This window comes from Microbacterium sp. Ru50 (assembly GCF_002920555.1).
Lineage (GTDB): Bacteria > Actinomycetota > Actinomycetes > Actinomycetales > Microbacteriaceae > Microbacterium > Microbacterium arborescens.
The window spans coordinates 146,141-160,597 of record NZ_PQSV01000004.1 but is presented as its reverse complement, the minus strand read 5'-3'; the positions used below and the strand labels follow the sequence as shown (position 1 = coordinate 160,597).

Sequence of the window (14,457 nt, the reverse complement as noted above, 5' to 3'; positions counted from 1 at the left end):
GCCGGATGCAGCCGCCCGCCGCGCCGATCACCGTTCGAACACGGATGCCGACGGCTTCGGCGACGGGGTCGCGTCGGCGTCGGTCGAGACCCGGGCTCCCCGGGCGAACTCGTCGATCTCCGCACCCTGCGCGACCTTCGCGGGGAACGCCCCGGCGGCCATCAGACGCGGGAGCCACTCCGACGGCAGGGGCGAGGCCGACGCGGCGATGACGATGTTGCCGAAGCGCCGGCCCTTCAGCAGCTGCACCTCGGCGAGCAGCAGCACCTCGGGAAGCACCTCGCGGACGGTGGCGACCTGGCGCCGGGCGAAGGCCAGCCCCGCGCCGTCGGCGACGTTGACCAGGAGCACGCCGCTGGGGTCGAGCAGCCGCGCGAGGGAGCGGTAGTACTCCACCGTCGTCAGGTGGGCGGGGGTCTGCGCCCCCGCGAACACGTCGGAGACGACGAGGTCGGCCGCGCCGGTCAGGCCCGCGGGAAGCTTCTCGGCGACGGCGCGGGCATCGCCGATGCGCACGCGCACCTGCGCGCCTCGGGGGAGCGGCAGCGCCTCGCGCACGAGGTCGACGAGGGGCTGCTCGAGCTCGATCACCTGCTGACGTGAACCCGGCCGGGTGTGCGCGATGTAGCGCGGGAGGGTGAGCGCGCCGGCGCCCAGGTGGACCGCGGTGAGCGGCTGTCCCGGCATCCGCAGGCGGTCGATGACGGCCGCCATCCGGGCGATGTACTCGAAGTGCAGGTGCGTCGGATCGTCGAGGTCGACGTGCGACTGGGGCGTGCCGTCGACGTCGAGCTCGAAGCCCGACGTGAACGAGGACGCCAGGATGCGCGCGATCGTGCCATCGGACAGGCGGGTCTGCGGACCGGACTCCTCGACGCGCGCTCGTGCCATCCCTCAACGCTATCGGCCCGTGTCGGCACGTGGGCGAGCCGGTCTGCGCAGTCGAAACACGATCGAGACATCGATGTAATGACTTCGACCCTCCGGCCCGTATAGGTTCGGACCCAATTACCTCGGAGCGCGCCGCGGTGGGCCCGCTCCGGACCTCAGAAAGGGACACCCCCATGCTCTCCACTCCTCGCAAGCGCGCGCTCGCGGGACTGGCGGCGGTCGCCATCGGCGCCCTCGCCCTCTCGGCGTGCACCAGCCAGCGCGGAGGTGGCGGCGAGACGGATGCCGCGACCGACGTCGACGGCACCTTCGTCTTCGCCGCCTCCGCCGACCCGGCCAGCCTCGATCCCGCCTTCGCGCAGGACGGCGAGACCTTCCGCGTCTCCCGCCAGATCTTCGAAGGCCTCGTCGGCACCGAGCCCGGCACGGCCGACCCCGCGCCCCTGCTCGCCGAGAGCTGGGAGTCGTCCGAGGACGGGCTGACCCACACTTTCCAGCTGAAGGAGGGCGTGACCTTCCACGACGGCACCCCGTTCAACGCCGAAGCGGCGTGCGCCAACTTCGACCGCTGGTACAACTGGACCGGCCTGGCGGCCAGCGAAGCCCTGTCGTACTACTACGGCAAGCTCTTCCGCGGCTATGTCGAGACCCCCGACACCGCCGTGTTCGACTCGTGCACCGCCGACGGCGACCTCGAGGCCACGGTGACGCTGAAGCAGCCCTTCGCCGGCTTCATCCCCGCCCTCTCGCTCCCCGCCTTCGCCATGCAGAGCCCGACCGCGCTCGAGGAGTACGGCGCCGACGAGATCGGCGGCACCGAAGAGGCCCCCTCGCTCTCGGAGTACGGCGCCGGGCACCCGACGGGCACCGGCCCGTACAAGTTCGACGAGTGGTCGCCGGGCGAAGAGCTCACGCTCTCGGCCTACGACGACTACTGGGGCGAGTCGGGCCAGGTGAACAAGATCATCTTCCGCGTCATCGACGACCCCACCGCGCGCCGTCAGGCCCTCGAGGCCGGATCGATCGACGGCTACGACCTCGTCGGCCCCGCCGACACCGCCGCCCTCGAAGAGGCCGGTTTCACGATGGTCTCGCGCCCGCCGTTCACGATCCTCTACCTCGCCTTCAACCAGGCGCAGCCCGAACTGCAGGACGTGCGCGTCCGTGAGGCCCTGTCGCACGCGATCGACAAGGAGGCCCTCATCTCGCAGGTGCTCCCCGAGGGCACCGAGGTCGCGACGCAGTTCATGCCCGACACCGTCAACGGCTACAACCCCGACGTCACCACCTACGACTACGACCCCGAGAAGGCCAAGGCGCTCCTGGCCGAGGCCGGCTACACCGAGGCCAACCCGCTGACGCTGACCTTCAACTACCCGGTCAACGTCTCGCGCCCCTACATGCCCGACCCCGAGCAGATCGCGACGGTCATCTCGACGCAGCTGACCGACGTGGGCGTGCAGCTGACGCCGCAGACGGATGCCTGGAGCCCCGACTACCTCGACAAGATCACGGGCACCGCCGACCACGGCATCCACCTGCTGGGCTGGACGGGCGACTACAACGACACCGACAACTTCGTCGGCGTGTTCTTCGGTGCGCCCTCGGCCGAGTGGGGCTTCGACAACCCCGAGCTGTTCGCGGCGCTCAACTCCGCGCGCGGCGTGCCGAACCTCGAGGAGCAGACCGCGCTCTACGAGCAGATCAACGAGCAGGTCGCCCAGTTCATCCCGGGCGTCCCGCTGGCCCACCCGGCCCCGACGCTCGCGTTCGACCCGCGCGTCGAGAGCTACCCGGCCAGCCCGGTCAACGACGAGGTGTTCACGGACATCGTCCTGACCGAGTGACGACGACCCGCTGATCCCCGCGGGGCGGGCCACCGCCTCGGGCGCGAGCCCGCCCCGCACTCCTCGACCGAAAGATTCCGCGTTGCTGCGAACCATCGGCCAACGGCTGCTTCTGCTGATCCCGACGCTCCTCGGGCTCAGCATCCTCCTCTTCCTCTGGGTCCGCGCCCTGCCCGGCGGTCCCGCCGTCGCCCTCCTCGGCGAGAAGGCGACCCCCGAGGCGATCGCCCGGATCAACGAGCTGTACGGCTTCAACCGGCCGATCCTCGAGCAGTACGCCACCTATATGGGGCGGCTGCTCACCGGCGACTTCGGGTCGTCGATCGAGACCGGTCGCCCCGTCGTCGAGGAGTTCCTCCGGCGCTTCCCGGCGACCGTGGAGCTCTCGATCGCCGCCCTCATCTTCGCCGTCGGCATCGGCATCCCGCTCGGGTACCTCGCCGCGCGTCACCACGGCAAGATCAGCGATCACGTCGCGGTCGTGCTGAGCCTCGTGGGCGTCACGATCCCGGTGTTCTTCCTGGCGTTCATCCTCAAGTACGTCTTCGCCGTCCAGCTCGGCTGGCTGCCCTCCGACGGCCGCCAGGACCCGCGCATCGACGCGACCCACTACACGAACTTCTACGTGCTCGACGGCCTGCTCACGGGGGAGTTCGACGCCGCGTGGGATGCCGCCCTGCACCTCATCCTGCCGGCGCTCGCCCTCGGCACCATTCCGCTCGCGATCATCGTGCGCATCACCCGCGCCTCGGTGCTCGAGGTGCAGAACTCCGACTACGTCCGCACCGGCCGGGCCAAGGGCATCGCCCGGCGGACGCTCCGCGGTCGCTTCATCCTGCGAAACGCCATGCTGCCGGTCGCCACGACCGTCGGCCTCCAGGTCGGGCTGCTGCTGGCGGGGGCGATCCTGACCGAGACCGTGTTCGCGTTCCCCGGGATCGGCTCGTTCCTCGCCCGGGCCATCAGTGCCCGCGACTTCCCGGTGCTGCAGGGGTTCATCCTCTTCATCGCCGTCATCTACGCGCTCATCAACCTCATCGTCGATGTCTCGTACAGCCTGATCGATCCGAGAGTGAGGGTCTCATGAGCACCAACGCGCTCCCGCCCGCCCCCGGCGACGGACCCGCCACCGCCGTCGCCGAGCACGAGGTGCTCGAGGCCCGCACCGGCGGCGGGTTCTGGCACGACGTCTTCGCGCGCCTGCGCCGCAACCCGGTGGCCTGGATCGGCGCCGCCATCGTGCTGGTGTTCCTGCTCGTGGCGATCCTCGCGCCCTGGCTCGCGCCCTACCCCGAGACCGCCCTTCCCGGCGCACGGGAGGTCACCCCGACCCACATCCCCGGTCCCGGCGAGATCGCCGGCTTCCCGCTCGGCCTCGACCGCTTCGGCGGCGACGTGCTGTCGAAGCTCATCTGGGGTGCGCGGGCCTCGCTGCTCATCGGAGTCATCTCGACCGCGTTCGGTCTCGCCGGCGGCATGCTCCTGGGCCTGATCGCCGGCATGTTCGGGGGCTGGGTCGACACGGTCGTCATGCGATTCGTCGACATCCTCCTGTCGGTCCCCAACCTGCTGCTCGCGGTCTCGATCGCGGCGATCCTCGGTCAGTCGCAGCTCGCGATCATGATCGCGATCGGAGCCTCGCAGGTGCCGATCTTCGCGCGCCTCCTGCGGGCGTCGATGCTGCAGCAGCGCAGCGCCGACTACATCCTCTCGGCGCAGACCCTCGGACTCGGCCGCGGCAGGATCACGATGAGCCACGTGCTGCCCAACAGCCTCGGCCCCGTCATCGTCCAGGGGACGCTCACCCTCGCGACCGCCGTCATCGACGCCGCGGCGCTGTCGTTCCTCGGTCTCGGCGGCGGGGGAGCGGCAACCGCCGAGTGGGGCCGCATGCTCACCTACGCGCAGAACGAGCTCGCGATCGCTCCCTGGCTCGCCTTCCTCCCGGGCATGTGCATCATGATCACCGCCCTCGGCTTCACGCTGCTCGGCGAGTCGCTGCGCGAGGCCATGGACCCCCGCACCCGCGCCCGCTGACCCGGCCCGGGGTCGCCGCTCGGCGATACACCTGCAGGACCGGTGGGGCTGGTGTCGCCGCACGGGTCTTCGCGGGTCGCGCCAGCCCCACGGGTCCGACGGCTGTATCGCCGCCGGGCGCGACGGGGAGCCGGCGGCGTGGCAGGAGGCGCCGGCTCAGGAGGCGATGTCGAGCTCGTTGCCCGGGATCGACGACAGCAGTCGCCGCGTGTACGGGTCGCGCGGGTTGGTGAAGATCTCCTCGCTCGACGCCGCCTCGACGAGGGCGCCGTCCTTCATGACGCAGACGTAGTCCGAGATGAGGCGCACCACGGCGAGGTCGTGCGAGATGAAGAGGTAGCTCAGCCCGTACTCGCCCTGCAGGTCGCGCAGCAGCGTGAGGATCTGGTCCTGCACGAGCACGTCGAGCGCCGACACCGGCTCGTCGCAGACGATCAGCTCGGGGTTCAGCGCGAGGGCCCGCGCGATCGCGACGCGCTGACGCTGACCGCCCGAGAGCTCGGAGGGGTACCGGCGCAGCATCGTCTGCGGCAGGGCGACGTCGTCGAGCAGCTTCCGGACGCGGACGGCGCGGTCCTTCGCGGTGCCGCGCTTGTAGAACTCCAGCGGCTCGGCGATGATCCGCTCGATCGTGAACATGGGGTTCAGCGACGAGTACGGGTCCTGGAAGATCGGCTGCACTCTCTGCCGGAACTCGCGCAGCTGCGCCCCCTTCAGCCCCGCGACGTCCTGCCCCTCGAACCGGATCGTGCCCGACGTCGGCTCGATCACCTTCAGCAGCATCCGGGCCGTCGTCGTCTTGCCCGACCCGGACTCGCCGACGATCGCGACCGTCTCACCCCGCGGGATGGACAGCGAGACGTCGCTGACGGCGGCGAAGTCGTCCTTGCGCCCGCGGATCTTGTAGAGCTTCGTGAGGTTCTCGATCTCGACGATGTTGTCGCGCCGCGCCGGCTCAGCCGGTGCCTGCGCTGCGGGGGAGACGGATGCCGCGGGGCCGGCGATCGCAACGGGCGGCGGTGTCGCGCGGTAGGCCTCGGGCCGCAGGCGCACCGCCGCGACCGACGGGGCCGCCTTGACGAGAGCCTGCGTGTAGGGCTGCTGCGGATCCTCCAGGATCTGGCGGGCCGGGCCCTGCTCGACGATCCGGCCGCGGTGCATGACGACGACGCGGGCGGCCCGCTCGGCGGCGAGGCCGAGGTCGTGGGTGATCAGCAGCACCGATGTGCCCAGCTCGCCCGTCATCCGGCCGAGCTGGTCGAGGATCGTCTTCTGCACCGTCACATCGAGCGCGCTCGTCGGCTCGTCGGCGATGAGCAGCCGAGGGTTGCATGCCAGCCCGATCGCGATGAGCGCGCGCTGCCGCATCCCGCCCGAGAACTCGTGGGGGTACTGCTTCGCGCGCTCGGCGGCATCCGGGAGGCCCGCGGCGGCGAGGGTCTCGATGACCTTGGCGTCGACGTCCTTCGAGGTGGCGAGTCCGTGCGCGAGCAGGGTCTCGGCGACCTGCGTGCCGATCTTCGAGACCGGGTTCAGGTTGGACATCGGATCCTGCGGCACGAGTCCGATCGATCCCCCTCGGATGCGGCGCAGCGTGCTCTCGGGCGCGCCGACGAGCTCTTCGCCGTCGAGGCGGATGCTGCCGCGCACGACGCGTCCGTTGCCGGGGAGCAGTCCGATCACGGCCATCGCCGTCGTCGACTTGCCCGAGCCGGATTCGCCGACGATCGCGACGGTCTCGCCCGCCGAGATCTCGAGGTCGACGCCCTCGACCGCGTGCACCGGGCCTTCGAGCGTGCGGAAGTCGACGGCCATGTCGCTCACCCGCAGCAGGGGAGTGGAGGAGTCTGCCATTGGCCCATCCTGCCCGCCCGCGGCGTCGAGCGCACCGTGTCGGGCCCACCCGTTACATCGACGTAACGCCGGCCCGTCGTGTCGCGGACCGGGCGTGCTCGTGCCGTGGACAGGCTGAGCCGCGCCGGAGTGGCGTTCGCGGGGGCTGGCGGAGCCGTTCAACCTGTCGACGGCACAGCCGGGTACGGCGGCGCGGGCTAGCGTTGGTCCATGGACCTCAACGCAGACCTGGGCGAGACGGTCGGCGGTGTCGCGACGGCGGACGACGCCGCGATGTTCGCCCTCGTGTCGAGCGCGTCGATCGCCTGCGGCGGCCACGCCGGCGACGCGGCGTCGATGCGGGCAGCGGTGGCCGGAGCGGCAGCCGCCCGCGTCGCGGTCGGGGCTCACCCCTCCTATCTCGATCGGGCCGGCTTCGGGCGGGTGCGGGTCGCCGTCGAGCCTGACGTGCTGCGGCCGCAGGTCGTCGCGCAGCTGCGTGCGCTCGTCGCGGCGGGCGGCGACATCCGCTACGTCAAACCGCACGGGGCGCTGTATCACGCCGCGACCGAGGACGCCGCGACTGCGCGCGCCGTCGCCGCCGCGGTCGCGGACCTCTCGGCCGAGCTCGGCCGGGCGGTCCCGGTGCTGGGTCTGGGCGGTGCGATCGCGTCGGCGGCGTCGGACGCCGGCCTGCCGTTCCATCTCGAGGCCTTCCTCGACCGCGGCTATCGTGCCGACGGCTCGCTCGTCCCGCGCGGGGCTCCCGGCGCCCTGCTCGACGACCCGAGCCTGGTCGCCGAGCGCGCGCTGCGCCTCGCGTCCGAGGGGGTCGTGGTCGCCGTCTCGGGCGAGACGGTGCACAGCGAGGCGGCGTCGCTCTGCGTGCACGGCGATTCCCCCGGTGCCGTCGCGATGGCTCGCACGGTGCGGTCGGCGCTCGATGCCGCCGGGATCGAGGTGCGCTCGCCGTGGTGACCGTCGGGCCCGCTTCGCCGGCAGGATCGCCGAGACGGGGTCGTTGTCGGCGCGCCGAGCCCGGGACGCCGGCATGAGGATGCTGCCCATCGGACCCGACGCGGTGCTCGTCGAGGTCTCGGACCTGGCGGAGGTGATGGCGCTGCACGCGCGGCTGACCGCCGCGCCGCCGGCGGGCGTCGTCGACGTCGTGCCCGCGGCGGCGACGGTGCTCGTCCGCGTCGATCCCGCCGTGCTGTCCCTCGCCGCGACCCGCACCTGGGTCTCGACCGCTGCGACGTCAGCGGCGCCGCCGGCATCCGCCCCCGCGCCCGTGACGCTGCCGATCCGCTACGACGGCGACGACCTCGACGACCTCGCCGCCGCGCTCGGCTTCAGCCCCGAGGCGCTCGCCGCTCGCCATGTCGCCACGGACTGGACGGTCGCCTTCACGGGCTTCGCCCCCGGGTTCGGCTATCTCGTCGGTGCGGGCTGGGATCTCGACATCCCGCGCCGGCCCTCGCCGCGGACGAGGGTGCCGGCGGGATCCGTCGGTCTGGCCGGGGTCTTCTCGGGCGCGTACCCCCGCGAGACCCCGGGAGGGTGGCAGCTCATCGGCACGACGGACGCGCCGCTGTTCGACCCCGATGCCGCCCAGCCCGCGCTCCTCGTTCCTGGTGGCACGGTGCGATTCGATGCCGTCCGCGCTCGCGCCCGCGCCATCGGGTCGGATGCCGCCCTGCCCGGTGACACCGCGTCGCCGACTGCGGGGGAGCCGCGCGCCCGCTCGGAGTCCGCCACCGCTCCCGGCGGCATCCGCGTCATCGCGCCGGGGCCGCAGGCGACGGTTCAGGATGCCGGCCGCTCGGGCCGTGCCGCCGAGGGCGTCGGCGCTGCGGGCGCGGCCGACCCCGCCGCCTGGGCGCTCGCCAACCGTCTCGTCGGCAATCGGGACGGAGCGGCCGCGATCGAGATCGCCGTCGGCGGTTTCCGGGCCGTGGCGGAACGCGATCTGACGGTGGTCGTGACGGGCGCGTGGGCGCCGGTCGCGATCGACGGCCGGACCGGTGACCCGTACGTCGTACATGCGTGGACCGCCGGGACCGAGCTGCGCCTCGACGGATTCCTCGCGGGCACCCGCGCCTACCTCGCGGTGCGCGGCGGCTGGGACATCGCCCCCGTTCTGGGCTCGCGGTCCACCGATACGCTCTCGGGGCTCGGCCCGCCGCCGCTCCGGCGGGGCGACGTCGTCGCCGCCGGATGTGAGACCGCGGGGCCGGTCCCCGCGCTGCCCCTTCATCCGTGGGGTCTGCCGCCGACGGGCACGGATGCCGTTCCCCTCGACATCCCGTTCACGACCGGCCCGCGCGCGGACTGGCTCACCCCTTCGTCCCGTCGCCTGCTCGCCGAGGCAACCTGGATCGTGTCGGCGGCGGCCGACCGGGTCGGCATCCGCCTGGAGGGGCCACGCCTCGAACGCGCGCGCGGCGAGGAGCTGGCGAGCGAGGGGATGGTTCCGGGGGCGATCCAGGTCCCGCCGGCCGGCCACCCCGTCGTGTTCGGAGTCGACGCGCCCGTGACGGGCGGGTACCCCGTCGTGGGTGTCGTGACGTCGACGGGCCGGAACCGGCTCGCGCAGGCCCGGCCCGGCGATCGCGTGCGGTTGCGTCCGACGTTCCGGGGCGCGTCTGACGCTCAGCGAGGCTGATTCGTCAAGGGGGAGAACTCCCCGTGTCAAGACCCCGTGCGGATCCGGCGGGTCCCCTAGCGTCGAAGCCATGACTCGCACCAAGACCACCACGTCCGCCGCGCTGCTCGTCTCCGCGGCTCTTCTCCTCGCCGGATGCGGCGGGCAGTCGGGCGACACCGCGGCGTCGGGGGACGCCGGCGCGTCGTCCGCCCCGTCGTCGTCCGCCTCGTCCGCGCCGGGCGCGAGCGCGCCCGATGTCGCGCCGGCCTCCGGCGAGATGATCACGGGCACCGGCTACAGCTTCTCGGTTCCCGAGGGCTGGGCGATCCCCGAGCAGCAGCTCCCCGGCATGGAGAAGGTCGACGTGTTCGTCGCCGATCTCTCCGACCCCTCGGCGACGTTCGCCGACAACGTCAACGTCGTGCTCTCGCCCGCGCCGCAGGCGATCTCCGCCGACGACGTCGAGAAGTACGGCGTCGACGAGCTCGAGGGGCAGGCGGGCGCGACCGACGTCACCGTCCAGGAGCGCACCTCGATCGCCGGCGGCGAGTCGGCCCACATCACGGCATCCGTCACGCAGCAGGACGTCACCTACAACGTCGACCAGTTCTACCCGTCGCACGACGACCAGACCTACGTCGTGACCTTCTCGTTCAGCCCCGACGTCTCGGAGGCCGACCGTGCGGCGGTCTACGACGCGGTCCTCGCATCGTGGGCGTGGGCCTGATCCACACGTCCGCAACGCGCCGTCCGCTCTCGCAGCGGGCGGCGCGTTCTCGTGTCAAGGGGAGTTCCGGCGCGGCGGATTCGCCTAGCGTGTGACGCATGACGCGCTCCCGGATCGCTCCGATCGCCGCCGCGCTCATCTCGGCGGCGCTGCTGCTCGCGGCGTGCGACGCGCGGCCGGGCGGGACCGGCGGATCCTCCGAGTCACCCGCACCCGGCTCGGCATCGGGGACTCCGACGCCCACCGCGACCTCGCCGAGCGACGCCGCCCCCGGCGAGACCGTGCGCGGAACCGGATACAGCTTCGCCGTGCCGGCCGGCTGGGCGGTGCCCGCCGAGGACCCGACGGGCGGCCAGGTCGACGTCTTCGTGTCGGAGTCCGCGGATGCGGACAGCCGCTACGTCAGCGTCGTCGTCTCGCCCGGTGTCATCACCGCTGCCGACGTCGAGGCGGACGGGGTGGCGAGCCTCGAAGCGGTCGGGGCCACCGACGTGTCGCTGGAGGATCGTGTCGACATCGCCGGGAGCGAGTCGGCGCACCTCGTGGCATCCCTGGCCCAGGACGGGGTGGAGACGGTGATCGATCAGTACTACGCCACGCGCGACGAGCAGACGTTCGTCATCACCTTCGCTTCGCCGGCCGACACGAGCGACGACGACCGCCGCCGACTCGCCGACACCGTGCTCTCGAGCTGGGCCTGGGAGTGACCGCGATGCCGGGTGGCGCGCATTTATACCGCAGCATCCGGGGGTCGTCAAGGATTGTGCTGGACATGGCGCGTCGCGCCGCCTATAGTTGGTAGTTGCGCTCCCGTCCCCCTTGCCCTCATATGGTGGTCGGCTTGTGCTCTGCGCGATTCCGCCCCGTCCGACGGCGTGAGACGCGCGAGCTCGGACCGGGAGCACTCCACCTGACGACAAGGAACCGGCCCCACCCGGGCCACGGAGGTAATCCCCTTGGCTGCTGCGAGCAACGCATCCACCACCACCCCCAAGAACGGTCGCGGCGCTTCCCGCCTCTCGTTCGCGAAGATCTCCGACAAGCTGACGGTCCCCGACCTGCTGGCGCTGCAGACGGAGTCTTTCGACTGGCTCGTCGGCAACGACGCCTGGAAGGCCCGCCTCGCCGAGGCGCAGGCCGCCGGCCGCACCGACGTCGCCCTCCAGAGCGGCCTCGAGGAGATCTTCGAGGAGATCTCGCCCATCGAGGACCTCGGCGAGACGATGCAGCTGTCGTTCACCAACCCCTACCTCGAGCCCGAGAAGTACTCCATCGAGGAGTGCAAGGAGCGCGGCAAGACCTACGCGGCCCCGCTCTACGTCGAGGCCGAGTTCATGAACCACCTCACCGGTGAGATCAAGACCCAGACGGTCTTCATGGGCGACTTCCCGCTCCAGACCGGCAAGGGCACCTTCATCATCAACGGCACCGAGCGCGTCGTCGTGTCGCAGCTCGTGCGCTCGCCCGGTGTCTACTTCGACAAGACGCCCGACAAGACCTCCGACAAGGACATCGTCTCGGCGCGCGTCATCCCCTCGCGCGGTGCGTGGCTCGAGTTCGAGATCGACAAGCGCGACCAGGTCGGCGTCCGCATCGACCGCAAGCGCAAGCAGTCGGTCACCGTCTTCCTCAAGGCCCTGGGTCTGACCAGCGAAGACATCATGGCCGAGTTCGCCGGGTACGACTCGATCGAGGAGACCCTCGCGAAGGACACGATCCTCACCAAGGAGGACGCGCTCCGCGACATCTACCGCAAGCTCCGTCCGGGCGAGCAGGTCGCCGCCGAGGCAGCCCGCGCGCTCCTCGACAACTTCTACTTCAACGCCAAGCGCTACGACCTCGCCAAGGTCGGCCGCTACAAGATCAACCAGAAGCTGGGTCTCGACACCCCGATCGAGGAGTCGGTGCTCACCGTCGCCGACATCGTCGCGACCATCAAGTACCTGGTTCGCCTGCACCGCGGCGACGCCACCTTCGAGGGCGTCCGCGACGGCAAGCCCGCTGAGATCCGCCTCGACACCGACGACATCGACAACTTCGGCAACCGTCGTATCCGCGCCGTCGGCGAGCTCATCCAGAACCAGGTCCGCACCGGTCTGTCGCGCATGGAGCGCGTCGTCCGCGAGCGCATGACCACGCAGGACATCGAGGCGATCACGCCGCAGACCCTGATCAACGTGCGCCCGGTCGTCGCCGCGATCAAGGAGTTCTTCGGAACCTCGCAGCTGTCGCAGTTCATGGACCAGAACAACCCGCTCGCGGGTCTGACCCACAAGCGCCGCCTGTCGGCGCTCGGCCCCGGCGGTCTGTCGCGTGAGCGCGCCGGCGTCGAGGTCCGCGACGTCCACCCCTCGCACTACGGCCGCATGTGCCCGATCGAGACGCCGGAAGGCCCGAACATCGGTCTGATCGGGTCGCTCGCCTCCTTCGCGCGCATCAACGCGTTCGGCTTCATCGAGACCCCGTACCGTCGTGTCGTCGACGGCAAGGTCACCGACGAGATCGACTACCTCACCGCCAGCGAGGAGAACGACTACGTCGTCGCGCAGGCCGGTGTCGAGCTCAACAAGGACGGCTCGTTCGTGGCCGACCGCGTCCTCGCCCGCCGCGGTAAGGGCGGCGAGGTCGACCTCTTCCCGAACGAGGAGATCGGCTACATGGACGTCTCGCCGCGCCAGATGGTGTCGGTGGCGACCTCGCTCATCCCCTTCCTCGAGCACGACGACGCGAACCGCGCCCTCATGGGTGCGAACATGCAGCGTCAGGCCGTGCCGCTGCTGCGCAGCGACTCGCCCCTGGTCGGAACCGGTATGGAGGGCTACGCTGCGATCGACGCCGGCGACGTCATCACCGCGCAGAAGGCCGGTGTCGTCTCCGAGGTCTCGGCCGACGTCGTCACGGTGCAGCTCGACGAGGGCGGCACGCAGGACTACTTCCTCCGCAAGTTCGACCGTTCGAACCAGGGCACGTCGTACAACCAGCGCGTCGTGGTCTCGGCCGGTGAGCGCGTCGAGGTCGGCGAGGTCATCGCCGACGGTCCCGCCACGGAGAACGGCGAGCTCGCGCTCGGCAAGAACCTCCTCGTCGCATTCATGACGTGGGAGGGTCACAACTTCGAGGACGCGATCATCCTCAGCCAGGAGCTCGTGAAGAACGACACGCTCTCCTCGATCCACATCGAGGAGTACGAGGTCGACGCCCGCGACACCAAGCTCGGCAAGGAGGAGATCACCCGTGACCTCCCCAACGTCGCGCCCGACCTGCTGAAGGACCTCGACGAGCGCGGCATCATCCGCATCGGTGCCGAGGTGCGCCCCGGCGACATCCTCGTCGGCAAGGTCACGCCCAAGGGCGAGACCGAGCTGTCGGCCGAGGAGCGTCTGCTCCGCGCGATCTTCAACGAGAAGAGCCGCGAGGTCCGCGACACGTCGCTGAAGGTGCCTCACGGTGAGCAGGGCACGATCATCGCGGTCAAGGAGTTCAACGCCGAGGACGGCGACGACGAGCTCGGCTCGGGCGTCAACCGCCGCGTCGTGGTCTACATCGCCCAGAAGCGCAAGATCACCGAGGGCGACAAGCTCGCCGGCCGCCACGGCAACAAGGGTGTCATCGCGAAGATCCTCCCCGTCGAGGACATGCCCTTCCTCGCCGACGGCACGCCGGTCGACGTCGTGCTGAACCCGCTCGGCATCCCGGGTCGAATGAACTTCGGCCAGGTCCTCGAGCTGCACCTCGGCTGGATCGCCGCCCAGGGCTGGAAGGTCGAGGGCAACCCCGAGTGGGCCGAGCGCCTGCCCGAGATCGCCCGCGAGGCCGCTCCCGGCACGAAGGTCGCGACGCCCGTGTTCGACGGCGCGTTCGAGTCCGAGATCGCCGGGCTCCTCGACTCGACGAACCTCACCCGCGACGGTGAGCGTCTCATCGACTCCTCGGGCAAGACGAAGCTGTTCGACGGTCGCTCCGGCGAGCCGTTCCCGGCTCCGATCTCGGTCGGCTACATGTACATCCTGAAGCTCCACCACCTCGTCGACGACAAGATCCACGCGCGTTCGACGGGCCCGTACTCGATGATCACCCAGCAGCCGCTCGGTGGTAAGGCGCAGTTCGGTGGCCAGCGCTTCGGTGAGATGGAGGTGTGGGCCCTCGAGGCCTACGGCGCCGCGTACGCCCTCCAGGAGCTCCTGACGATCAAGTCCGACGACATCGTCGGCCGCGTGAAGGTCTACGAGGCCATCGTCAAGGGCGAGAACATCCAGGAGCCCGGCATCCCCGAGTCGTTCAAGGTGCTCATGAAGGAGATGCAGTCGCTCTGCCTGAACGTCGAGGTCCTCTCGGCCGACGGCACCGAGGTCAACCTCCGCGACACCGATGACGAGGCCTTCCGCGCAGCGGAGGAGCTCGGCATCAACATCTCCAGCCGCTTCGAGTCCTCGTCGATCGACGAGATCTGATCCGGCCAGGCAACGAACAGAATT

At 70.9% G+C, this 14,457-nt stretch carries 10 protein-coding genes; 8 read left to right on the top strand and 2 right to left on the bottom strand.

The window, feature by feature from the left end; all coding sequences use genetic code 11:
• Positions 1-27 precede the first annotated feature (27 nt).
• Positions 28-891 (bottom strand): spermidine synthase, encoded by an 864-nt coding sequence (locus C3481_RS14155; protein ID WP_103842954.1) that lies wholly within the window; start codon positions 889-891, stop codon positions 28-30.
• Positions 892-1,064: 173 nt separating this feature from the next.
• Between C3481_RS14155 and C3481_RS14150 the strand changes: the two genes are divergently transcribed.
• The 3 genes from C3481_RS14150 (at position 1,065) to C3481_RS14140 (ending at position 4,775) form a co-directional block, all read left to right on the top strand.
• Positions 1,065-2,738, top strand: a complete 1,674-nt coding sequence (locus C3481_RS14150) for an ABC transporter substrate-binding protein (protein WP_103842953.1) — start codon at positions 1,065-1,067, stop codon at positions 2,736-2,738.
• 82 nt (positions 2,739-2,820) lie between these two features.
• A complete protein-coding gene (locus C3481_RS14145; protein WP_064955479.1) occupies positions 2,821-3,825 on the top strand; it encodes an ABC transporter permease in 1,005 nt (334 codons plus the stop codon).
• Positions 3,822-4,775 (top strand): ABC transporter permease, encoded by a 954-nt coding sequence (locus tag C3481_RS14140; RefSeq protein ID WP_103842951.1) that lies wholly within the window; start codon positions 3,822-3,824, stop codon positions 4,773-4,775. The genes C3481_RS14145 and C3481_RS14140 overlap by 4 nt, the downstream gene beginning before the upstream one ends.
• Before the next feature lie 156 nt (positions 4,776-4,931).
• On the opposite strand, the gene C3481_RS14135 is transcribed toward C3481_RS14140, so the two are convergent.
• Positions 4,932-6,629, bottom strand: coding sequence for an ABC transporter ATP-binding protein (locus C3481_RS14135; RefSeq protein WP_103842949.1), 1,698 nt, complete (start codon positions 6,627-6,629; stop codon positions 4,932-4,934).
• A gap of 210 nt (positions 6,630-6,839) precedes the next feature.
• Here C3481_RS14135 and pxpA point away from each other — a divergent pair, with 210 nt between their 5' ends.
• From pxpA to C3481_RS14110, 5 genes are all read left to right on the top strand, one after another.
• A complete protein-coding gene (gene pxpA / locus C3481_RS14130) occupies positions 6,840-7,586 on the top strand; it encodes a 5-oxoprolinase subunit PxpA (protein ID WP_103842947.1) in 747 nt (248 codons plus the stop codon).
• A gap of 73 nt (positions 7,587-7,659) precedes the next feature.
• On the top strand, positions 7,660-9,273 hold the full coding sequence (locus C3481_RS14125) for a carboxyltransferase domain-containing protein (RefSeq protein ID WP_103842945.1): 1,614 nt from the start codon (positions 7,660-7,662) through the stop codon (positions 9,271-9,273).
• A gap of 70 nt (positions 9,274-9,343) precedes the next feature.
• Positions 9,344-9,982: a hypothetical protein gene (locus C3481_RS14120; protein ID WP_103842943.1), complete on the top strand. Its 639-nt coding sequence runs from the start codon at positions 9,344-9,346 to the stop codon at positions 9,980-9,982.
• 98 nt (positions 9,983-10,080) lie between these two features.
• Positions 10,081-10,689 (top strand): hypothetical protein, encoded by a 609-nt coding sequence (locus C3481_RS14115; RefSeq protein WP_023954009.1) that lies wholly within the window; start codon positions 10,081-10,083, stop codon positions 10,687-10,689.
• 249 nt (positions 10,690-10,938) lie between these two features.
• Complete coding sequence (locus C3481_RS14110) at positions 10,939-14,433, top strand: DNA-directed RNA polymerase subunit beta (protein WP_023954011.1); 3,495 nt, start codon at positions 10,939-10,941, stop codon at positions 14,431-14,433.
• The last annotated feature ends 24 nt before the right edge of the window (positions 14,434-14,457 follow it).